Origin of the sequence: Streptomyces sp. NBC_00513 (assembly GCF_041431415.1) — a bacterium.
GTDB lineage: Bacteria > Actinomycetota > Actinomycetes > Streptomycetales > Streptomycetaceae > Streptomyces.
Map to the genome: position 1 here is coordinate 7005783 of NZ_CP107845.1, position 21612 is coordinate 7027394.

The window sequence follows — 21612 nt, forward strand, 5'->3', positions numbered from 1 at the left end:
GTCCGTCGCGCGTCAGTCCGTCGCGCGTCAGGTTCCGGCCCATCTCAACCACCCGCCTGTGGCTGGAAGGTGCTGCCCGCGTCCTGCCGGTACGGCGTGCCCTGCCACTGCCCGAAGTCGAGCTCTCGGCTCGGGTCGTGGGCGACGAAGCTCCACGGTCCGACGTAGACGTTGTCGTGCCAGCGGTTCTCCTGCTCGTGGGTGATCGCCTCGGCCACCGGTTCGCCCTTGTACGGCGACCAGTCCGGATAGGTGCCGTAGTTGGCCAGCACCGCCATGCGGCCGCACTTCACCGTGCATCCGACGACGGACGTGTCCAGCACGAAGCGGTTGTCGTGGATGTCCACCCGCTGTGTCTTCCACCGGCAGTCGGCGTAGAGCGGCGCGGTGGTGATGGTCGGCTGCGCGCAGGTGTCGGTGTCCTTCACCAGCAGCGTGCAGTCACCGGACGAGGTGTTGGCGGGGCTGTTGCAGAACCGGTCGGCGTTCTCCCAGAGGGTGATCCCGGACCAGTTGTTCTCCAGCACGTTGTCATGGATCTCGATCTTGTCCGTGCGGGCTCGGACCCGCGGCTCGCCGCCGGACTCGGACAGGTAGACGGTCGCGAACGGGAAGGCGTCGCCGACGTCGGCCTTCTTGCGGCCCTCGACCCAGTTGTTCCGCCGGATCGTGTTCTTCCGGATGACCGCGTTGTAACTGGTCTCGTAGATCAGCGCGGCACCGTCGTTGGCCTCGACCACGTTCTCCTCGATGCGGAAGTCGTTGTTGTTGGTGTCCGCCCACATCCCGGGACCCCGGTTGTCGTGCACCCAATTGCCGCGCACGTCGGCGCCGTTGACGGCCCAGAACTTGACCCCTCCGGTACAGCCGCAGCCCGGCTGCCGGCGCTCCCAGTCGTCGACGTTGTTGCCCACGATCTCGTTGCCCTCGACCACCAGGTCGCTGATGGAGCCGCCGGACTTGTACGCGTTCACTCCGTACTGTCCGTTGCCGCGAAGGCAGTTGGCGCGGATCCGCTGGCGGGCACCGGCCATCAGCCCGGCACCGGAGTTGTTCTGGATCGTCGCGTTCTCGACCACCCACCCGTCGGCCGAGTCGTGGTTGACCACGCCCTCGTTCTGCGGCGCGACGAACCCCTGCACGGTCAGCCGGCGGATGGTGACGTTCCCGGCGGCACCACCGAACGCGTACTGGTTGGTCTTGCGGCCGTCGAGCACCGCGCCCGGCGCCCCGAGGTAGCTGTCCCCCTCCTTCGGCAGGACCTGGGCGTAACGGTCGGCTTCGAGCGTGTGCGTCCCCGGTCCCAGCCAGAACGTCGTGTCCGGGGGGCTGCTCCTGGTCTTCGCGGCCAGGTCTCCGACCACCGCGGGATCGACCGTCACCGCCCCCGCCGGAGCCCGCGCCGGCCCGGCCGAGGGCGTGTCGCACACCCGGGCCACGGACGTGGTCGGGGTGACGGTCGGCTCCGCCGACGGGCCCGGTGCGCCCGGCGCGCCCACGCACCCGGTCGCCGGCAGGAGCAGCACCAGCGTCGCCGTCGGCAGCGTCCAGTGCCGCTTCTTGATCACCACGCGTTCTCCCTAGTCGCGGAACCTGAGTACGGTGGTGAACCCCTCCGTGCCGTCGACGAAACCGGTGCCGATCAGCGTGGTGGCGGGTTCCTTGCGCCCGAAGCCGTCGGAGTACCAGCCCAGGGGCGGGTCCGTCTCGCCGCGATGCGCCCGCCAGGACAACTGCCCGGGCAGGTCGAGCACGGCGGAACGGTCCTCGCCGTCCCGGCTCCAGGTGAGCTCCGCCCGGTTGCCCACCAGATCCGCGGCGATCACCGGGCCGAGGTGGAACGCCAACCGCGCCGCCCGGCGCGGTCCGCGCACCTCGTCGACCACCCGCAGCTCCCGGCTCTCGGCGGTCAGCTCCACCCGGCGCCGGTGCACGGACCCCTCGTAGCCGTCGTGCTCGGCGCACCAGCGGGCCGTCCCCCCGTCCGAGGTGGCGGACGCGTCCGCGACCAGGACCCGGCTGCGGGCGTGCCGGGTCCACAGGAACGGGCCGCCGGAGACGGACTGGTCACCGCCGTCCAACCCCAGGGTGTTGTGGGCGACGGTCGACCGGAAGTACCGCCGCCACTCGGGCTGCCCGTGGTAGCAGAACGTCCCCGGGTCGGCGAGCACGTCGACCCCGTCGTGGCGGACCTCCACGGACAGCGCGTCCGCGTGGGCGTGCGCGGCGATGGACAGGAACCCGTGCGGGCCACCGTCGCAGCGGCACCAGATCCCCGCCGGACCGCGCAGGATGGTCATCCCCGCGTCGGCGAAGTGGGCCGGCCTGCTCGCCGGACGGGTCACGGCCGGCGCGCCCGGCCGGATGAGCGCGGCCAGCAGCGGGGTACGCACGTCGGCGCCGGTCACCGCGGGCCACCACGCGAGCCGGCCGAACACGGCGTCCCCGGTGGCCAGCAGCGAGGCCCAGCGGTCGGTGCCCGCGCCGTCCACGACCAGACCGTGCCCGTCGTCCGCGTCCCCCTGGCGCGGTGGCCGGAGCCGGCCGTCCACGATGGCCGCGAGGGCGTCGGTCATCCGCAGCAGCACCAGCCGCGTCGTCGCGGGGACCGCCACACCGCGGGCGTCCGCCTCGGCGATGGCGGCCAGCCCCAGTTCCAGCACGAGGCCGTGGTACTCGGTGGCCAGCTCCCGGTTGAGGCCGGAGCCGAAGGTGTTGCCCCGCAAATGCCGGTCCAACGACCCCAACGCCTCGTCCCGCCAACGCGCCGAGGAGGGGAACCAGCCGAACGCGCAGGCCGCGGCGAACTGCCCGGCGGCCTCGGCGACGGCGTGGTTGTTCGCCGAGGACCCCCGGCTGGGGAAGGCGGCCAGCCAACGCTGGTGGTGCCAGATCTGGTCCAGCGCCACCGGGTTGTCCTCGAAGAGCCCGGCCGCTCCCGGCCAGCCGTCGAGCAGCCGGCGCACCCACACCCAGGACAGGAGCCGGATCCCCAGCTCGATGCCACTGATCCAATGGACGCCGCGCAGCGGCGTGTTGGCCGCCCACCACGCCCGAAGGTGCTCGGCCACCCGCTCGGCGTACCGCTCGTCCCCGGAGATCGCGTAGGCGGCGGCGAGCACGGTGAGGTACTGGTGCCGGGACAGCTCCCAGATCTGCTTGATGTCCCCGACCGCGTCCTCGTCCCGGTAGGGCACGTCGAAGGCGTAACCCCACGGCGCCCGGCGCCCGGTCTTCGGGTCGAGGCACCAGTCCGGGTCGACCAGGTCGTCGCGGCCCACCCCGAAGTACTCGGCGTGCCCGGCCATCAGCCGGTCCGCGTCGGCGAGGAGACGCTTCGCGGCATCCGCCGGCACCGCGTCGAACGTCCCCGCGGGCAGTACCGCGGTGAACCGGGCGCCGGACACGACCGGGCGCTCCGGCAGCGCGGACCGCCACCGGCGCCTGCGCAGCGTGTCGCCCACCCGGCCGCCGACCTCGCGCGGCCCCATCCGGGACAACCGGCGCAGGTACCAACCCGCGTTCGCGGTCATCGCGCCCCCACCAACGTGACCGGCGCCCCGCCGGCCAGGCCGGCCCGCACGGCGAGGGTGGCCGTCGTGGTGGCGACCAACGACTCCAGGGACACCGGCATCGGCCCGCCGGTCCGCACGGCCCTGACGAACGCGGCCAGCTCGGCTGACTGGCCCTTGTCCCGCGCCTTGGGCAGTCGCGAACTGACCCATCGCTTCGGGCCGCCCCTGCCGTCCGCGTACACCGACGCACGGACGAAGTCGTCGAGCCGCAGCACCTTGCCGTCCGCGACGAGGTCCAGCGTCTCCTTGGGGAAGCCGGGCGATCCGGTGGTGACGTAGCTGATGGTGGCGGTCGACCCGTCCGGGTACCGCAGCACGACCTGGAGGTCCTCGTTGCCGGACGTGGCGACCGCGTACACCGAGACCGGATCGGCACCCAGCAGCCAACTCGCCGTGTCGATGAAGTGGCCGCCCTCGCCGACGAACCGCGACCCCTCGGTTCCCTGCCGGAGGTACCAGCTGCCGTGTTGCAGCCGGCCGGCGTTGATCAGGTAGCGCAGGCTCGCCGGACCGGTCCGGGCACCGAACCGCTTCCTGGCCTCCCGCAGGAGCGGCGCGAACCGGCGGTTGAAGCCCACCTGCAACCGGTCGTTGCCGGACTCCTCCACGGCCGCGAGCACCCCGGCCAGTTCGTCCTCCCCGAGGGCCAGGGGCTTCTCCACGAACACCGCCTTGCCCGCCGACAGCGCCCTGCGGGTCAGTTCGGCGTGCGAGCTGTGCCGCGTGGCGACGACCACCGCGTCGATGGACCCGTCGCCGAGCACGGCGTCGAGATCGGTGGTCGCCTCGGCGAAGCCGAACTTCCGCTGCGCGTTGGCGGCGGACAGCGCCGTCGTGGTGACGACCGCGGACAACTCGACGCCCTCGCGCCGAGCCAGGTGCGGCAGCAGCATCGACGTCGCGTAGTTCCCCGCGCCCACGAAAGCCAGCCGCACCGGCGTCTTGACGGAACGGGTCGGGCCGGCGGCTCCGCCGCCGCGTCGCACGGCGGGGACGGTCACCGCCGGGGCCCGCGCCTCGCCCGCCTCCTCCTTCTGTTCGGGGTAGCGGAACAGCACGGCCACGGCCTTCAGATCGCCGTCCTTCAGGCGCCCGTACGTCTCGACGGCGTCGTCGAAGTCGGCGACGTGGGAGACCAGGGGCTCCACGTCGACGCGACCGCGGGCGAGGAGATCGAGGAAGCACGCCAGGTTGCGGCGCTCGGTCCAGCGCACGTATCCGATCGGGTAGTCCCGCCCTTCGAGCTCGTACGCCGGGTCGTAGCGCCCGGGGCCGTACGAGCGGGAGAACCGGACGTCGAGCTCCTTCTCGTAGTACGCGTTCCACGGCAGGTCCAGACGGCACTTGCCGATGTCGACGACCCGGCCGCGATCCCGGCAGAGTCGCGCGGCCAGCTCGACGGGCTGGTTGCTGTCGCCGCCGGCGGCCAGGTACACCTGGTCCACGCCGTGACCGCCGGTCAGCTCGGCGACGGCGACTTCCACGGCCGCGGACGCGGGATCGCCGCAGGCCGCCGCGCCCAGGCGCTCGGCGAGCTCACAGCGCGCCGGGTCGGGGTCCACCCCGACGACACGGACCCCCGAGGCGGTGAGGAGCTGCACCACCAACTGCCCGATCAGGCCGAGACCGATGACCAACGCCACCTCGCCGAGCTGCGGCTCGCCCCGGCGCACGCCCTGCATCGCGATCGACCCGACGGTGCCGAAGGCCGCGTGCCGCGGCGCGAGACCGTCCGGTACCGGGGTGTAGAGGTTCTTCGGCACCCAGTTCAGCTCGGCGTGCAGCGCGTGCTCGTTGCCCGCGCAGGCCACGAGGTCGCCGACCTTGACGTCGTCGATCCCGGCGCCGACCTGCTCGACCACCCCGCACAGCGAATAGCCCAGCGGCGTGTAGGAGTCCAACTTGCCCATCACCTTGCGGTAGGTGGCGGGTGCCCCGTTGGTGGCCACGCTCTGCATGACCTTGGCCACCTGATCCGGACGCGAGCGGGCCTTGCCCACCATCGACATGCCGGCCTCGGACACCTTCATGAGCTCGGTCCCGGTGGATATCAGCGAGTAGGCGGTCCTGACCAGCACACCGTCCGGCTTGCACCCCGGCTCCGGCACGTCGAGCAGTGCCAGTTCGCCGCTCTTGTAGTTCTGCACAACCTGTTTCACCAGAACTCCTGTTGTTCTAAGCCGTCAAGTCAGTGCCCTGGCCGGAGCCAGAGGTCGCGCCGCGGTACCAGTACTCGAGGGTCAGCACGTGCCACAGATGCTTGGAGAAGTCCCGCTGCCCGGAGGCGTCCTCGGCGACCATGCGCGCCAGCGCGTCACGGCGCAGGAACCCGGATTCGACGAGCACGCCGTCGTGCACCACCTCGCGTACCAGCGGTGCCAGATCCCGGCTCATCCAGGCGCGCAGCGGGGCGCTGAACAGGCCCTTGGGTCGGTACACGATCTCCCGGGGCAGGATCGAGGTCGCCGCCTCCTTGAGGACGGCCTTGCCCTGCCGTCCGACGATCTTGCGATCGCCGGGTACGGCGAACGCCGCCTTGACCACCTCGACGTCCACGTACGGCACCCGCACCTCGGTCGACGCGGCCATGCTGGAGCGGTCCGTGTAGGCGAGGTTCAGGCCCGGCAGGAACATCCGGGCGTCGCCCAGGCACATCCGGTTCACGAAGTCGTCGAGGTCGTTGTCCCGATAGACGTCCGCGTGCTCGGTCAGTACGTCCTCGACCGTCCCGGCCAGGTCCGGATCGATCAGGGCGAGCAGTTCGTCCTGGTCGTACATGGTGTAGCTGCGCCGGAACGCGGTCTCCTCCGGCAGATCGGCGAAGGACAGGAAACGCTTCGCGAACCGCACCGACCGGTACCCCCGGCGGGCCGTGGCCACCGGCAGCCGGTCCACGGCGCCGGCCAGGCCCCGCCGCAGGGGCCGCGGGACGCGCTGGTAGCGCAGCGCGAGCAGGTTGGCCAGGTGCTTGCGGTAGCCGGCGAACAACTCGTCGGCGCCCATCCCCGAGAGCATCACCTTGACCCCGGCCTCCCGGGCGGCCTGGCAGATCAGGAAGGTGTTGATCGCGGCGGGGTCGCCGATCGGCTCGTCCAGGTGGTACGTCATCCGCGGCAGCAGATCGAGCACGTTCGGAGCGATCTCGATCTCGTGCAGGTCGACGCCGAACCGCTCGGCCACCCGCCGGGCGTAGTGAAGGTCGTCGGGCATCGCCTCGAACTTGGCGTCCTCGGCGCGGAACCCGATCGTGTAGGCGGAGATCCCGGGTCGGTCACGGGCGGCCAGCGCGGTCAGGTAGCTGGAGTCGAGCCCCCCGGAGAGGAAGGTAGCCACGGGTACGTCCGAGAGCAGGTGGCGGCGGGTCGACTCCTCGATGACGGCGGCGAGATCCGGCCGCTCGCCGCTCCGGGCCCGCTCCTGGCCTTCGGCGGCGACGTCCCGGAGGTTCCAGTACCGGCCGCGCTCCACCCGGCCGTCGGGCCGGCACCGGAGCCAGCTACCCGGCGGCAGCTTCTCCGCCTCGCGGAACGCGCAGCGCGAGTCCGGCACCCAGTAGTACAGCAGTGAGGCCACCAAAGCCGCGTGGTCCACCTGAAGGGACCCGCCGGTGGCGGCGGCGAGCGCCTTGAGTTCGGAGGCGAACACCAGGCCCCCACCGCGCCGGAGCAGGAACAGCGGCTTGACGCCGAGTTGGTCGCGGGCGAGCACCAGGTCACCGGTTCGCTCGTCGAAGATCCCGAACGCGAACATGCCGCGCAGCCGGGGCAGGCAGTCCGTGCCCCAGCGCCGCCAGGCCTCCAACAGCACCTCGGTGTCGGAGGTGCCGCGGAAGCGCACCCCGGTGGCCTCCAGTTCGGCGCGCAGCTCGGGCGCGTTGTACAGCTCGCCGTTGTACGTCAGGACGAGGCCGTCCGAGACCATCGGCTGGGCGCCGGTCTCGGACAGGTCGATGATGGCCAACCGACGATGCCCGAGGTGCACTTCGCCGTCACCGGCGCCGTGGCTGTACCTGCCGGCCCCGTCGGGACCGCGGTGCGCGAGGGTGTCGGTGAGCCGGTCGGTCACTGCCTTCCCGTCCGGCCACCGGTACGTGCCTGCGATGCCACACATGTCCTACCGCGCTTCCTGGTCGATGTCCGGGACCCGTGCCCATGACGGCCGCTCCGGCCGGGGCCGGTCCGTGCCGTTCCGCCGGGCCGTCTGCTCGCCGTGGCCGTGATGCGCGGCGTGCGACGCGTCCCACAGCGTGCCGTCGGTCCGGTCACGCGGATCGGGGTCGATCAGCACCACCCCGATCACCGCGATGCCCAGGTCCGCGAGCTGCCGCGCCACGGTGTGCAGCCACGCGGTGCTGCCGTGCCCGGCCCGCACGACGAGCACGGTCCGCGTGCCGAGGTACTGGAGGTCGGTCCACGCCGAGCCGGGCGCCACCGAGCCGACACCGAGCCGGCGCTCCTGCTCGGACAGGCTCGCGGCGCTCTCGCCGTCGACCACGGTGGGGTCTCCCGGCTTCGGCCGGCGGTGGGCGAGCCGCCGGCCGGGCAGACCGTCGACGATCACCACCGGAGCCGGCCCCTCCTCCGTCAGCGCGCCGGCGAGGTCCACGGCGATCACACCCGCGGTGCGCGCACAGCCCAGTTCCAGCAGCGACACCGGTTCCGCGGAGCCGCGCACGGTACGGGCCAGGGTCGTGGTGAGCCGTGTCCTCGCCGCCCGGGTCCGTCGGCGCCGCCAGGGCCCGGCCGACCGTCGGGGCGTGCGGCGCAGCTCCGCGATGACCGAGGCGCCGAGGTTCGCCGCGATCTCCCGGCGCAGTACGGGACGGTCCGCCACCACGGCGCCGACCGCGGCCACCGCGAGCCCCAGGACGAGCCCGAGGACCAGCCCGACCCCGGCATTGGTGACGGTGCTCCTGGGCAGGGAGTGCCGCACCGCGCGCGCGTCGTCCACGACCTGGGTGCCGGCGATGAGCCGGGGCGTGCCGATGCGCGCCTCCGCGGCCCGCCGGCCGAAGTCGGTGATCCGCGAGCCGAGTTCGGCCCGGCGGGTGAAGAGCGACTCCATGTTCGCCGAAGCCTTCGGCCCGCTCTGCGGCGACGAGTCACCGATGGCCTTGTTGACCTGCGCGAGTTCGGCCTGCATGCGGTCACGCTGGTCCAGCAGGGTCTTGGCCTCGGCGTCCGCGGCCTCCCGGATCCGCCTCACGTGGTCCGCGACGAACGCGTCGGCCAGCGCCTTGGCCCGCGCCGTCGCCTCCGCGTCGCTGCCGGCCGTCACGGTGATCTGGAGCAGGTTGTTGGACAAGCCGATGCCCCCGTAGTCCCGCATGAAGTCCTCTGGTTTCTCCGGGGATCCGAGGGCCTGGAGGGCCTTGCCGGCGATCCGCGTGGTGTGCAGCAGTCCGACGTCGGTGCGGATCAGCGTTCCGGGGTCGTTCGGCTGGTCGGCCTGATGTGCCACCAGCACCGTGGTCACCGCGGTCGGCGGCGGGGGCATGAGGACCGCCACCGCCGCGCCGACGAGCAGCCCCAACAGCGCCATGCAGCACCACAGGCGGCGGCGCCGGCGCACCGCGACCACCAGCGCCTGGAGGTCCACCAGGGGAGCGGCGGCCGCCGGCTCCGAAGGCGTGTGCGTGTTCACGCCGAACCTCCCGCCGCGTCGACGCCCACCGCGCCCACCGGCGTGGCGTCCTGCGGAGGTTCGCCCGCGTCCTGAGGTTCGCCGGCGGACTTCGCCGGACGGGCCCGGACCAGGCCGGCGAGGACGATGCCGACGACCTCCTGCCGGGCGTCCGCACACGCCCCGGCGATGTCGGCGAGTTCGCCCGCGGTCCAGTGGCCCGCGCTCAGCACGACCAGGACACCGGACTCGTCGTCGCGCCCCTGCACCAGCGGCCGGGACACCGAAACGCCCACCACCCGCAGCAGCGGTTCGCCCTCCGCCTCGGCGACGAGCCGCTCGGCCGCCCCGAGGGCGATCTCGTCGCCTTCCGGGACGAGAACCAACAACGGTCGGGAGACTGGCAGTTGCTCCCGCAGGCGGGCACACACCCGCCGGTAGCGGACACGCCTGCCGGCCTCGTCGCCGGAAGCCCGCGGCGCCGGTACGTCCCACCGGACGTCGACGCCGAGCAGCCGGCGGACCTTGGCCCGCGGGCCACGACCCGCCGGCCGGTGCACGGGCCGTTCACCAGGCACGTCGACGGTACCCAGCAGCGTCGAACCGAGCGCCGAGGCGATCTCCGCTTCGGTGCGCAGGCGGCGACTCATCCGGGCGGAGGCGAGATGACCGATGACCGCGAGCAGGAAGAACAGCAGCGCCCCGCCGACGACGAGCTGCACCCTCGTCGGCGGTGCCTCGCCGGTCGGCCGGGCCGCCGGCCCCATGACGACCATGTTGGCCTTGTCGGCGGACGGGTCGGCCTGCTCCAGCTTCTTGACGGCCTCCTGCAACGCGGTGCGCAGTTTCGCGAGTTCGGTGCGGGTCTGCACGCTCTCCACGGACTTCCCCGGATCGGCCGCATCGGCGAGCTCGGTGATGCGGCGGCTGGTCTGCGTCACCATCTGTCGCAGCGCCTCGGGACGCGCCGCCGCTTCGGGGTCCGCGCCGGCGCCCGCGATCCGCGCGGCGAACGTGACGAACTGTTGGGCCACCTGGTCGGAGAGCCGTTGTGCGCGCTCCGGGGTGTCCGAGGTACCCGAGATCGTGATGATGTTCCCGTCGGCGGTCGTGGCGCTCACCCGGTCCCGCAGCTCGCTGCCGCTGACCTCGGTCCAGCCGAGGGTGGCGGCAGCGCGGTCGAGCACCACCGAACTGGTCGCGATCTCCGCCTGGGTCAGCAGCTCGCGCTCCTGCCACGCCCCCGGCAGCAGCACCGATGCCGATGTCGTGTACTGCGGCGGGAACAGCAACGAGGTGCCGTAGCCGACGAGCGCACCCACCACGGCGAGGAGGGTGAGGAGCCGCCGGCGCCGACGGATGATCCGCCCCATCGTGGCCAGGCGTATCGTGTCATCACTCAACGGTGCGGCCTCCTCCCGCCCGGTCCGGGTCGCCTGCAGACACCTCGGCGGCGTCAGGGCAGGCCGCGGCGTAGGCGGCGAGCAACGAGGCTTGCGAGTTCCGCCAGGAGAGCGGCCCGTTGATCCGCTCCTGGCCGACCTTGCCCATGTGGGCCCGCCGCTCCGGATCGTCCAACAGCAGCGCGATGAGCCTGGCGAACTCCGCCTCGTCGTTGGCGGGCGCGTAGACGGCGGCCTCACCGGCGGAGACCCTCGCCTCCCGGAGGTCGAACGACACGATCGGCCGACCCATCACCATGTACTCCAGAACCTTGTTCATGGTCGACACGTCGTTGAGTGGATTGAGTGGGTCGGGGGACAGGCACACGTCCGCGGTGGACAGGTAGCGCACCAGGTCGCCGTCCGGGATGCGCCCGGTGAACTGCACCTGCTCCGACAGACCGAGCCGCCGGGACAGCTCCACCATGGCGTCGAAGCTGTCGCCGGCGCCGACGAACACCGCGTGCCAGTCGGTCCGCCCGACCTCGTCGCGCAGCTTCGCGAGAGCCCGCAGGGCGTAGTCGACGCCGTCCTGCGGACCCATGACGCCGAGGTAGCACAGCAGATGGGGCTTGCCACGCTTCAACTCCGGCTCGGGCGGTACCGGCCGGAACCGGCCGGTGTCGGGCGCGCTGCGCACCACGAAGACGTCTTCCGGCCGCCGGCCGCCACGGCGGATGGCGACGTCCCGGTAGCTCTCGTTCGTGGCGAGGACGATGTCGGCGGCCCGGTAGGTCCGTCGCTCCAGCGCGAGCACGGCGCGGTACAACAGGTCCTGGCCGCGGTCGAACCGGGAGAGGTACAACTCGGGTACCAGGTCGTGCTGGTCGAAGACGAACCGTGCCCCGCGCCGCTTCATCCACAGTGCCGGCAGGAACAGCAGGTCCGGTGGATTGCAGGCGTGGACCACGTCGACCGGGCCGACCCGTCGGGCCAGTCGGACCGTGTGCCACAACGCCGTTCCGTACTCCTGCAAGTAGCCGGCCGGTCCTCCGGTGGCCGCGCGCAACGGGTAGCGGTGGATCCGCACCCCGTCGATCAGGACCTCCGACTCCGTGTCCCGCGTGGTCCCTTGGGGACAGATCACGTGCACCGTCCAGCCCGCGTCGCGCAGCGTCGTGCACTCCTGCCACACCCGCCGGTCGAACGGCACGGACAGGTTCTCCACGAGGATCAGCGCGCGACGGGTCGTCCCGTCGCCGCCGTTCGAGTTACCAGGCAAGGCCCATGTACCCCGGTTCGGTCCGGCGCGCATCGGCGTCGGGAAGGCGGACGAGGTCGACGATCAGCGGGCCGTCGCCATGGGGCAGCGCCGACAACACGTCCGGATCCTTGGTTCCCACCAGGCAGACCTCGGCGTGCTCGAGCACCTCACCGACCGAGTCGGCGAGCAACTGCGCGAGGTGCGGCAGCCGGGTCTCGATGTACTCGCGGTTCGCGCCGAGCAGCCGGGAGAGGTTCACGTTGGGGTCGTAGATCCGCAGGTCGTAGCCCTTGCCGAAGAGCCTCTCCGCCAGCTCGACGAGCGGGCTCTCGCGGAGGTCGTCGGTGCCGGGTTTGAAGGACAGCCCGAACAGGCCGACCCGACGTTTGCCGGTGCGCTCGACCAACTCCACCGCGCGCTGGAGGTGTTCGGAGTTGGAGGGCAACACGTGGGCGAGGATGGGCACCGAGATGTCGGCCCGTCGTGCCGCGTGGAGCAGACTGCGCAGGTCCTTGGGCAGGCAGGAGCCGCCGAAGGCGAAGCCGGGCCGCAGGTAGGCGGGGCTGATGTTCAGCTTGCGGTCGGCCAGGAACACGTCCACCACCTGGTGCGTGTCCACTCCGAGGGCCTGGCACACCGCGCCCAGCTCGTTCGCGAAGCCGATCTTGAGGCCGTGGAACGCGTTGTCGGCGTACTTGATCGCCTCGGCCGTCGGGATCGGCACCCGGAACACCTCACCGGGCAGTCCGTCGTACAGCGCCTCCACCACGTCGCCGCTCGCCGGGTCGAGCTCGCCGATGACGGTCTTGGGCGGGTCGAAGAAGTCCCGCACGCTCGTGCCCTCGCGCAGGAACTCCGGGTTGACCGCGATCCCGATGTCCACGCCGGCGGTACCGCCGATGTACTTCTCCAGGATCGGTACCAGCAGGTTCAGGCAGGTGCCCGGCAGCATGGTGCTGCGGAACACGATGGTCTGCCGCCCGCCCCGCTCGGCCACCGCGGCACCGATCTGCTCGGTGACCCGCTCCAGGTACGTGGTGCACAGACTGCCGTTGGGCTCCGACGGCGTGCCCACGCAGACCAGTGACACGTCGCTGCCCATGATCGCCTCGCGGACGTCGCTGGTGGCGCGTAACGCCCCCGACCCCACGACCTCGGCGATGAGCTCGCCGATCCGTTCCTCGACCACCGGGGCCTTGCCGTCGTTGACCAGGTCGACCTTCGCCTGGTTCACGTCCACCCCGATGACCTCGTGCCCCAGGCTGGCCAGGCACGCAGCCGACACGCAGCCGACGTAGCCGAGCCCCAAGACGCTGACCCTCATAACCCGTTCCTCCCCCCAGGCAGGCCCTTTTGGCCTGCGGTACGTGAGCCGACCGGACAAAGTTCCCCGCGCATCAGTAGGCGCCCTGCCCCTGAACCACCGCGCGCAGCGTCTTCCACAAAATCACCGTGTCGAGGGCGAGCGACCAGTCCTCCACGTACCGCAGGTCCAGCCGGACCGCCTCCTCCCACGGCAGGTCGCTGCGTCCGCTGATCTGCCACAGGCCGGTGAGCCCGGGCTTGACCAGCAGGCGCCGCCGGATGTCCGGGCCGTAGGCGGCGGACTCCTCCGGCAACGGAGGCCGCGGACCGACGAGCGACATCGATCCGGTGAGCACGTTGAGGAGCTGCGGGAGCTCGTCGAGCGAGTACCGGCGCAGCATCGATCCCACCCGGGTCACCCGCGGATCCCGGCGGAGTTTGAACAGCGGGCCGGCGCCCTCGTTGAGGTCGGCCAGCTCGGCGCGTGCCCGGTCGGCCCCGGCGACCATGGTGCGGAACTTGACCATGGTGAACTCGCGGCCGTCCTTGCCGACCCTGCGCTGGCGGTAGAACACCCCACCCCGGCTGTCCGTCAGGACGAGCAGTGCGACGAGCGCCATCAGCGGCATGAACAGCATCAGCAACACCAGCGCGCCCAGTCGGTCGACGACCTCTTTGACCGCCCGGCGGGCCCCGGTGAAGATCGGCATGCTGACCCGCAGGAGCGGGATCCCGAGCACCGCGTCGACGCGCAGCCGCGGGCCCGCCACCTCCATCAGCACGGGGGCCACGACCATCTCGGCATCGCTGCCTTCGAGGTTCCAGGCCAGCCGTTGCAGCCGGTCCGGGGACCAGTGCGGGTCCGGGGTGACCGCGACGACACGGTAGCCGTCACGGTGGACGTGGCCCGCGACGTCCGTCAGTCGGCCGACGACCGGCACTCCGTCCAGGTGGTCACCGTCGAGCCAGAGACCGTCCGGCGTGCACACGGCCTCGACCCGCCACCCGAGGTGCGGAAACTTGCGGGTTCGGGCGATCAGGTCGCGCACGGTGGCCGGGCTTCCGGCGGCGAGTACCGGTCGCAGGCACCGCCCTTCCTTGCGCTGCTTGTGCAGCCACAGGCGCAGCAGGTACCGCTCGGTCATCGTGACGAGCGCGATGGCCGGTATCGCGACGAAGATCCAGAGCTTGATGTTGTGCGAGGTGAGGGCGATCCCGCCGAGCGCCAGTACGACGGCCGCCGTGAACAGTGAGCGCCCGAGCCGGCGGAACTCCTCGGCGCCCTGCCCGAGTACGGCCGGTGCCCATGACCGGGTCACCGCAAGCGCTCCCAGCACCAGCAGCTCGGTGCCGAAGGCGAGGATTCTCCACTTCTCGTGCCAGTTCGCCGCGTCCCTGACCCCGAAGAAGCCGCCGATCGCCACCACCACGAAGGCGGTGGCCACGGTATCGCTGATGATCACCGTGTGGCGGTACCGCTGCGCCCAGTCGATGGCGGGCCGGCTGATGGCTCGGCTCGCCGTACGCCCGGGCGCCGCTAATAACGGCCCGACCAACTCCCCTTCCCCCTGTTGCACGGTTCCCCCCAGGTCGCCCGTGGACTCGACGTGTTCGTTCCACACGGTTCCTCCCCCCGGGAGGCCCGCGCCCCCCGCACTGTTCGTCCCCCCGGGAGGCCCGCCCCCCGTGCCGCGCTGTTCGTCCCCATCGGGAGGCCCCCGCCTCCCACGCCGCGCTGTTCCCTCCGCCGGGGGGACTCGGCCCCCCGCATGGCATACCGACCAGGCGGGGCGCTACGTGAAGACCCCACACGGCCGACAGCGGATTCGTATGTCCTGCCAGGGCCCCGAGACACACGGGAACCCTTGACCATTGCCCCCCACACCCAAGGCTCCCCCCTCGGGCTCCACGAAACGATCACTCACGTCGGGCGCCGGGCACACCACTGCCGGCCGTCCGTGACGTCAGACCTGTAGATCACTATTTGTCGCTTCGTGTCCAAGGATGCGAAGCACGGTCAATCTAGAGCATGGTGGGCCCCCTGAAGAGGGGAATGTATGCAACTTGTGCTCAAGCTTTGAAGGTTGACCGTAGAACGATGACTGCCCGCCGATGTCCTGAAGGCGATGACGTGCCGTGTGACCTGTGGTGACGGGAGCTTTACGGGCTGTCGGCACCGCGGGGCCCGAGGTGTTTCGGCACTGCTGTTCGGGCGCCGGCGCACTGGCCGGAATGGGTCGGGTTGTCATTTATGCTTCAAGGCGGCCGCGCGGCGGTGGCTCGTCGCGGTCCGCGGCACCTGCGGAACGGTCGGGTCCGGCCGGTCGAGGTGCGTGGCGTGCGTGGGGGCCCCGGCCCGTACGGGAACCACAGGACACTGGTCGAGAAGGTCTTGGGGAATCGAGTGACCGCCGATACGCGTCTCAGTGGTGTGGGGTGCGCAGCCCCCCGCCCGTGAACAGAAGACCCCCAGGGAGAAGCGAGGTATGCCGGTGATCTGCGTCGGAGGCATGATCGGGATCGGCAAGACGAGCGTGGCCGAGTTGCTCGCCAAGGAGCTGGGCAGCGAAGTCTTCTACGAGAGCGTCGAAGACAATCCGATCCTTCCGCTCTTCTACACGGCGAGCCCCGAGGAGATCCAGGCGAACCGCTACCCCTTCCTGCTCCAGCTCTACTTCCTGCAGACGCGGTTCGCCTCGATCAAGGAGGCGTACAAGCAGGGCGACAACGTCCTCGACCGGTCCATCTACGAGGACTGGTATTTCGCCAAGGTCAATCACGACCTGGGACGGATCAGCTCCCTCGAGATGCGGGTGTACGAGGGACTGCTGGGCGAGATGATGCGCGAGATCGACGGCCTGCCGTACCGCAAGGCACCCGATCTCATGGTCTACCTCAAGGCGGACTTCGAGACGGTGCTGCATCGCATCGGGCTGCGGGGCCGTGACTTCGAGCAGGACGAGAGCCTCGTCGAGTACTACCGGACGCTGTGGTCCGGCTACGACGACTGGGTGCACAAGCACTATTCGGCCAGTGATGTCCTCGTCGTGGACATGAACCACACCGATGTGGTGAACAACCCCGAGGACGCGGCCCGCGTGGTGCAAGAGGTCAGGGACGCACTGAAGCCGGCAAGGCTCCGGGGCTGAAACCCTTCCCCGTGGGCGGTCCCGCGGGCGCCGCGACGAGGCGGAACCGGTGCCATGCGCACCGGTTCCGCCTCGTCGTCGGGCCCGCGCGCGGGCGGCCCCTCAGCGCGTGGTGATCTGCTGGAGCGCCGCGCCCTGGTAGCGGGCACCGGCGTTCCACAGGATGAAGGAGTTCATCTTGTTGGCCGCCGCGGCCTTGATCTGTTCGGCCACCTCGGCCGGCCCGTAGGTGCTGCCCATCGAGAAGTCCTGGAGCCACGGGACGATCTCGGTCCGGGTGCCCTTCGCCTGGCGGGCGAAGTCGGCGAGGGAACGCTGCACGATCGCGTACGGAGCGGTGTCGGGCTGCGCGACACCGTACTCGCCCGGCCCCCAGTGGGAGGGGTAGACCATCGGTGCGATGTAGTCGGTGACCTTGACCAGGGCCCCGATGTCCTGCGCGATCTCGGTGGGCCGGGTGGCGGCGATGCCGAACACCGAGACGCCCAGGTAGGCGGAGTGCGGACGCAGCGCGGTGCGGGTGTCGGCGACGAACGAGGTGATCGACTGCTCGGGCGTGGCGCTGCCGATGCCCGGGAAGCGCATGTGGGAGAGCGGGCCGTCCGGTCGGCGCACGTAGTCGTAGAGGATGTCGTCGAAGCCGAGCCGAGCCGCCTCGACGGCGAGGTCCCGGTTGTACGCGCGGACCGTGGCGTTGGCGAAGTTGGTGAAGGACAGCGCTCCGTAGTGGCCGCCGTCGTAGGGCTGTCCGGTCGGGGTCAGGACCAGCTGGTCGCTCCTGCCGGACTTCCAGGCGGCCGCGGCGAGCTTGGGGTCGCGGAAGGCCACGATGCGGCCGATGACCTGGGCGCCGGCGGAGTGGATCTCGGTGATCGCCTTGCGGGCGTCGTAGTAGCCCTTGGCCGCGCCGATCCGGCGGGCCAGCGGCACCCGCGAGTCGTACCCGACCTCGCCGTCCTCGTCCTTGACGTCCAGCTCGACGGCGTTGAGCTTGCCGCTGCGAACGAGGGCGAGGATGTTGCCGCGCAAGGTGTTGTCGCCCCACCCGATGGCGGTGATGTGTGCGGCACGGATCATGGGGCGTCGCCCCCGGGTGGACACCTCCTTGGTGGTGGTGTTTCCGGCGCGGTCCACGGCGGTGACCGTCGCGAGGGGGGTGCCCTCGGGGACCTTGATCTTGAAGGCCCCGGCCTTGTCGACCGGGACCTTCCTGCCGTTGACGGTCACCTCGGAGTCGGTCGACGCACGGCCGGTGAGGGTCACGGGAGCGGCGACGTTCCCGACGTCGGGGTCGGCCACCGCCAGCTCGGGAGCGGTGGTGTCCACCCGGAAGCCCACGACCTTGCGGTACGAGGCGAAGGGGAAGCTGCTGTCGCCCGCCACCACCAGGGTGTGTCGGCCCTCGGTGAGGCGCGGGAGGACGAGTTTCAGGCGAGCGCCCTCGGCCGTGACGGGGACCGCCGTGCCGTCCAGGGTGGCGCGCAGCCCGTCCCTGCCGCCGGTCTCCTCGGTGGCGAGGTAGGCGCTGACGTGCGCCGCTTTGTGGCCGTCGAGGACGGCGCCGTCGCCCAGACCGTGGAGGCCCGGGCCCGGCGCGAGGATGGTCCAGGCTCCGACGGCCGCTCCGGCCAGTCCGAGGGCCCCGGTCGTCGCCAACAGGGCGACCCGATGGGTCGGGCGGCGGAGGCGGAGGGGGGTGGCCGAGCGCGATATGTGCTGGGGGGACATCGTGCCGTCCTTCGTGCCGTGGGCCGGATGCTGACTTCATTCATTGCCACACGGTGTCCCGGTCGGCGCGTTACGCCCATAATTCACACGAATGCCCCGTTCCTGCCCGGCGTGGCGGCTACGCCATGCAGGGGTCCGTGCGGTACACGCGCTCCCGTCGGAGGTAGGGATGGCGGGACACGTCCACCACGGAGGAGCTTCTCATGCGCCACCCGCTCGTCCCGCTGGGCGCCCTGGTGGGCGCCGCCCTGCTCGCCTCCGGCTGTTCCACGGGGCCGTCACCGGCCGCCGGGGAAGGCCGTGGGGCCGCCTCGTCCGCGGCGGTCGGCGCCGTCGCCGCGAAGACGCCGGCGGAGGTCGGCGCCGACGAACTCGGCCAGGTGCCCGTGCTGATGTACCACCAGCTCACCGGGAGACCGGCCGGCGTCTACGACCGCACCCCGGCCGATTTCCGCGCCGAAATGGAGCGCCTCGCGCGGGAGGACTACGTGCCCGTGACGGCCCGGGACTTCCAGACGGGCCGCATCGACATCCCCGCCGGGACGCACCCGGTGGTCCTCACCTTCGACGACTCGACCAACAGCCAGGTGCGCCTCGGCCCGGGCGGCGTCCCGGCGCCCGACACGGCCGTCGCCATCCTGATGGAGACGGCCGCGAAGCACCCCGGCTTCAAGCCGGTGGCGACGTTCTTCGTCAACGCGGACGGCTTCTCGGCGACCGGTACCGCCAAGGCCCTGACCTGGCTGAAGGAGCACGGGTACGAGGTCGCCAACCACACCGACCGCCACGAGAACCTGCGCTCCCTGGACCAGGCGGGTGCCACGCGGGCGATCTCGGCCGGACAGCTCGCGATCGAGAGGGCGGTGCCCGGGACGCGGGTCACGTCACTCGCCCTGCCGTTCGGCGCCATGCCCCAGCCGGCCGGAATCGCCACGCGGGGAACGGGCTACCGCTACGACGGGGTGTACCTCGTGGGAGCCAACCCCTCGGTCTCGCCGTTCGCGAAGACGTTCACCCCCGGCGCGATCCCGCGGATCCGTTCGGCGGGGCCCGAGGGCGAGGACGCCGACTTCGGCTCGTCGCGCTGGCTGGACAAGCTCGCCGCGGGGAAGAACCGGTACGTGTCCGACGGGGACCCGAACACCGTCGCCTTCCCGAGCGCCTCCCGGAACGAACTGTCCCCGGCCTTCGCGCGGCGCGCCCGCCCGTACTGAGCGGCGAGGACGGTCCTCGACCGCGCGGGTCGGGTCGACGACGGGCGGAGGACGGGCCGAAGACGGCGCGGACGGGTCAGATGCCGCAAGGCGCGGGGGTGGGCCACGGGACGGTGGTCTCGGCGGCGACCTCGTAGTCGACGCCGGGGACGTTCCAGCCGTAGAGCCGACCGACCTGGTCGCGGAACCACGCGGTGTCCGCGGTCGCGGCGATGCTGTCGGTGTCGGACCGGTCCCAGATGGCGCGGACGGCCGCCTGGACCTCGGGGTTCATCTCCCAGTCGTCCAGCCGGACGCGGTCCTGGTCGTCCACGTCGAGTCCGGCGTCGCCGGCGAGCCGGTTCCACAGGGCCGCCGCCTGATCGACGGTGGTCTGCCAGCTGTCACCGGCGACGCGGTGGAGGATGCCGGTGTAGAGCGCGATGCTCGGGATGGCCGTGGAGGCCTGGGTGACGGCCGCGCCCGCGACGACGGTGTGGGCGTGGCCCGTGCCCTGGAGTCGGGTGTTGATGGCGCGGGCGGTGTCTTCGAGGTGCTGCTTGGCGGCCCCGATGGTTCCGGCCCGGTAGATGGGGGCGGTGATGTCGGATCCGACGTAGGAGAGGGCGACGGTCCGGAAGCCGTCGGCGAGCAGGTCCTTGGACCGCAGGGCGTCGATCCACATCCGCCAGTCGGTGCCGCCCATCACCTGCACGGTCGCTTCGCGTTCGGCCTCGTCCGCGGCGCGCAGGCACATCTCGCCGATCTGCGGGACACCGTCCTCGAACACGAGGGTCTTGGCCCGGTAGTCGGTACCGATCGGCTTGATGACGGAGTGGTGGACCTCGCCGGTCACAGGGTCGGTGCGACGCGGGGCGGCGATGCTGTAGACCAGCAGGTCGATCTTGCCGAAGCGGGCGGCCAGTTGGTCGACGGCCTCGTCCTTGACCTCGTCGGAGAAGGCGTCGCCGTTGAGGAAGGTGAAGTCGGCGCCGGTCTCGGCGGCGAGTTCGGCGGTACGCGCGGTGCGGTACCAGCCCGCGCCCGCGGTGCGGCGCTCGGTCGCGGGGGACTCGAAGGCGATGCCGAGTCCGCGCATCCGGTGGGTGCGCAGGCCGACCAGGGTCGCGGCCAGGCCGTAGCCGGCGCTGGAGCCGATGACGAGGGTGACCGGGCCCGGCCGGTCGTCGCCGGTGGGGTCCGGCGTCTGTCGCCACATGTCGTCGACCACGGCTCGGCATCCGGTCGGGTGGCTGTTGACGTAGAGGTAGCCGCGGTTGCCGGGCTTGATCTCGCGGAGGCGCACTCGGGGGTCCTTTGGGCAGAAGAGGTCGCCCGTGCACCGGCGGTCACTCCGGACGGGCCTGCTCACATCCTCGGTGAGCGGGGCACGATCCGATGATGGTGATCTTTGCCAGAAGTGGCCGCGGAATCTTGTCGGTGTCCCATCCGGTCGTGCCACATCTGCCCGACGGGCGCAGCCGCGGGAGAACGCGCCGCCCTCAAGGGAGGGTTACTCCGGGAGCGTTCCCGGGCTCGGCAGGCGAAGCGGTCGTGGCCGCCGTGAGGTGTGGGCCTTCGACACCCCCGCGGGGATGCGGTACAGCACACACCGGCGGAGTGGCCCTTCGGGAACGCTCGGGTCCTCGAAGTCGTCGGCCGGGTCCCGGGTCATGCCGATCCGGCGCATCACCGCCCGGGACCGAAGGTTGTGGACGGTCGTCGACGCCACGATCTCCGACAGCCCGAGCGAGTCGAAGCCGAAGGCCAGGCAGGCCAGGGCGGCTTCGGTGGCATAACCGTGGCCCCACGCCGAACGCCTCAACCGCCATCCGACGTCCACCCCCGCGAACGGCATGTCCTGGTCCACCTCGTCCAGGCCGGCGCGTCCGATGAACCTGCCCGTGTCCCGTGCTTCCAGCGCCCACCAGCCGAAGCCCCGCCCGTCGAACCCGGCCCGCATCAGTGCCACCGTGGCGTCGCTCTGCTCCCGCGTCAGCGGTTCCCCAAGGTGTTCCCGGACTTCGGGGGCCGCGTTCATCTCCGCCCATGGTTCGAGGTCGGATTCCCGCCACCGGCGGAGCAGAAGACGATCCGTGCGCAGTTCGGGCATGAAGTCCAGCCAACGTCATCGCGATCGGGGTGTCGAACGGTTTTGCCGAGCGGTCGATGATGCGGGGAGGTGGGGCCGACCTCGGCGCGGGACACCTGCGTGCAGGCGGCCGCATCGCCGCCTCCTCGGTCTGCGGGCGCCCGAAGGGACCGACGCCTCGATGCCGGGACGGGTGTCGGATTGCCTTTGCCCGCGGGTGACGCCGCTGTGTATGTTGCTTGCCGGGTGGGGGTCAGTACGGGAGTTCGATTTCTCGTGCTGTTTCGACAAGCCTTGGGGCA

At 71.4% G+C, this 21612-nt stretch carries 14 protein-coding genes; 2 read left to right on the top strand and 12 right to left on the bottom strand.

What is annotated here, in order from left to right; translation table 11 throughout:
- Positions 1-44: 44 nt before the first annotated feature.
- The 9 genes from OHA84_RS31675 to OHA84_RS31715 all read right to left on the bottom strand — a co-directional run bounded on the left by OHA84_RS31675 (position 45) and on the right by OHA84_RS31715 (position 14770).
- Positions 45-1571: a right-handed parallel beta-helix repeat-containing protein gene (locus OHA84_RS31675; RefSeq protein ID WP_266968497.1), complete on the bottom strand. Its 1527-nt coding sequence runs from the start codon at positions 1569-1571 to the stop codon at positions 45-47.
- 9 nt (positions 1572-1580) lie between these two features.
- Positions 1581-3533 (bottom strand): alginate lyase family protein, encoded by a 1953-nt coding sequence (locus OHA84_RS31680; protein ID WP_266968495.1) that lies wholly within the window; start codon positions 3531-3533, stop codon positions 1581-1583.
- Positions 3530-5734, bottom strand: a complete 2205-nt coding sequence (locus OHA84_RS31685; RefSeq protein WP_266968493.1) for a bi-domain-containing oxidoreductase — start codon at positions 5732-5734, stop codon at positions 3530-3532. The genes OHA84_RS31680 and OHA84_RS31685 overlap by 4 nt, the downstream gene beginning before the upstream one ends.
- Before the next feature lie 16 nt (positions 5735-5750).
- The gene (gene asnB, locus OHA84_RS31690) at positions 5751-7685 is read right to left on the bottom strand and encodes an asparagine synthase (glutamine-hydrolyzing) (RefSeq protein WP_266953326.1); all 1935 of its coding nucleotides are present in this window, start codon (positions 7683-7685) and stop codon (positions 5751-5753) included.
- 3 nt (positions 7686-7688) lie between these two features.
- Positions 7689-9218 carry a Wzz/FepE/Etk N-terminal domain-containing protein gene (locus OHA84_RS31695; RefSeq protein WP_266968491.1) on the bottom strand — a complete coding sequence of 510 codons (1530 nt, stop codon included), beginning with the start codon at positions 9216-9218 and terminating at the stop codon, positions 7689-7691.
- The gene (locus tag OHA84_RS31700) at positions 9215-10600 is read right to left on the bottom strand and encodes a Wzz/FepE/Etk N-terminal domain-containing protein (protein WP_266968489.1); all 1386 of its coding nucleotides are present in this window, start codon (positions 10598-10600) and stop codon (positions 9215-9217) included. The genes OHA84_RS31695 and OHA84_RS31700 overlap by 4 nt, the downstream gene beginning before the upstream one ends.
- Positions 10593-11861, bottom strand: a complete 1269-nt coding sequence (locus OHA84_RS31705; protein ID WP_266953330.1) for a glycosyltransferase family 4 protein — start codon at positions 11859-11861, stop codon at positions 10593-10595. Before OHA84_RS31705 ends, OHA84_RS31700 begins: the two co-directional genes overlap by 8 nt.
- On the bottom strand, positions 11851-13167 hold the full coding sequence (locus OHA84_RS31710; protein ID WP_266953332.1) for a nucleotide sugar dehydrogenase: 1317 nt from the start codon (positions 13165-13167) through the stop codon (positions 11851-11853). Before OHA84_RS31710 ends, OHA84_RS31705 begins: the two co-directional genes overlap by 11 nt.
- 73 nt (positions 13168-13240) lie before the next feature.
- Entirely contained in the window at positions 13241-14770 is a 1530-nt protein-coding gene (locus OHA84_RS31715) for a sugar transferase (protein WP_323181840.1), read from the bottom strand.
- Between the two features lie 864 nt (positions 14771-15634).
- On the opposite strand from OHA84_RS31715, the gene OHA84_RS31720 reads away from it, so the two are divergent.
- Entirely contained in the window at positions 15635-16297 is a 663-nt protein-coding gene (locus OHA84_RS31720) for a deoxynucleoside kinase (RefSeq protein WP_266953334.1), read from the top strand.
- A gap of 102 nt (positions 16298-16399) precedes the next feature.
- On the opposite strand, the gene OHA84_RS31725 is transcribed toward OHA84_RS31720, so the two are convergent.
- Positions 16400-18025 (bottom strand): putative glycoside hydrolase, encoded by a 1626-nt coding sequence (locus tag OHA84_RS31725; RefSeq protein WP_266968486.1) that lies wholly within the window; start codon positions 18023-18025, stop codon positions 16400-16402.
- A 203-nt stretch (positions 18026-18228) separates the two neighbouring features.
- Here OHA84_RS31725 and OHA84_RS31730 point away from each other — a divergent pair, with 203 nt between their 5' ends.
- Entirely contained in the window at positions 18229-19239 is a 1011-nt protein-coding gene (locus OHA84_RS31730; protein ID WP_266953338.1) for a polysaccharide deacetylase family protein, read from the top strand.
- A 76-nt stretch (positions 19240-19315) separates the two neighbouring features.
- Here the strand turns inward: OHA84_RS31730 and fabV are convergent, their stop codons facing one another.
- Positions 19316-20524, bottom strand: a complete 1209-nt coding sequence (gene fabV / locus OHA84_RS31735; RefSeq protein ID WP_266953340.1) for an enoyl-[acyl-carrier-protein] reductase FabV — start codon at positions 20522-20524, stop codon at positions 19316-19318.
- Between the two features lie 207 nt (positions 20525-20731).
- Positions 20732-21331 carry a GNAT family N-acetyltransferase gene (locus OHA84_RS31740; protein WP_266968484.1) on the bottom strand — a complete coding sequence of 200 codons (600 nt, stop codon included), beginning with the start codon at positions 21329-21331 and terminating at the stop codon, positions 20732-20734.
- Between the last annotated feature and the right edge of the window lie 281 nt (positions 21332-21612).

What these genes read in the sequence shown, in the direction of transcription:
- OHA84_RS31680 (WP_266968495.1), bottom strand. Translation starts at nt 3,533, where the DNA reads ATGACCGCGAACGCGGGTTGGTACCTGCGCCGGTTGTCCCGGATGGGG.
- asnB (WP_266953326.1), bottom strand. Translation starts at nt 7,685, where the DNA reads ATGTGTGGCATCGCAGGCACGTACCGGTGGCCGGACGGGAAGGCAGTG.
- OHA84_RS31710 (WP_266953332.1), bottom strand. Translation starts at nt 13,167, where the DNA reads ATGAGGGTCAGCGTCTTGGGGCTCGGCTACGTCGGCTGCGTGTCGGCT.
- OHA84_RS31720 (WP_266953334.1), top strand. Translation starts at nt 15,635, where the DNA reads ATGCCGGTGATCTGCGTCGGAGGCATGATCGGGATCGGCAAGACGAGC.
- OHA84_RS31725 (WP_266968486.1), bottom strand. Translation starts at nt 18,025, where the DNA reads ATGTCCCCCCAGCACATATCGCGCTCGGCCACCCCCCTCCGCCTCCGC.
- OHA84_RS31730 (WP_266953338.1), top strand. Translation starts at nt 18,229, where the DNA reads ATGCGCCACCCGCTCGTCCCGCTGGGCGCCCTGGTGGGCGCCGCCCTG.
- OHA84_RS31740 (WP_266968484.1), bottom strand. Translation starts at nt 21,331, where the DNA reads ATGCCCGAACTGCGCACGGATCGTCTTCTGCTCCGCCGGTGGCGGGAA.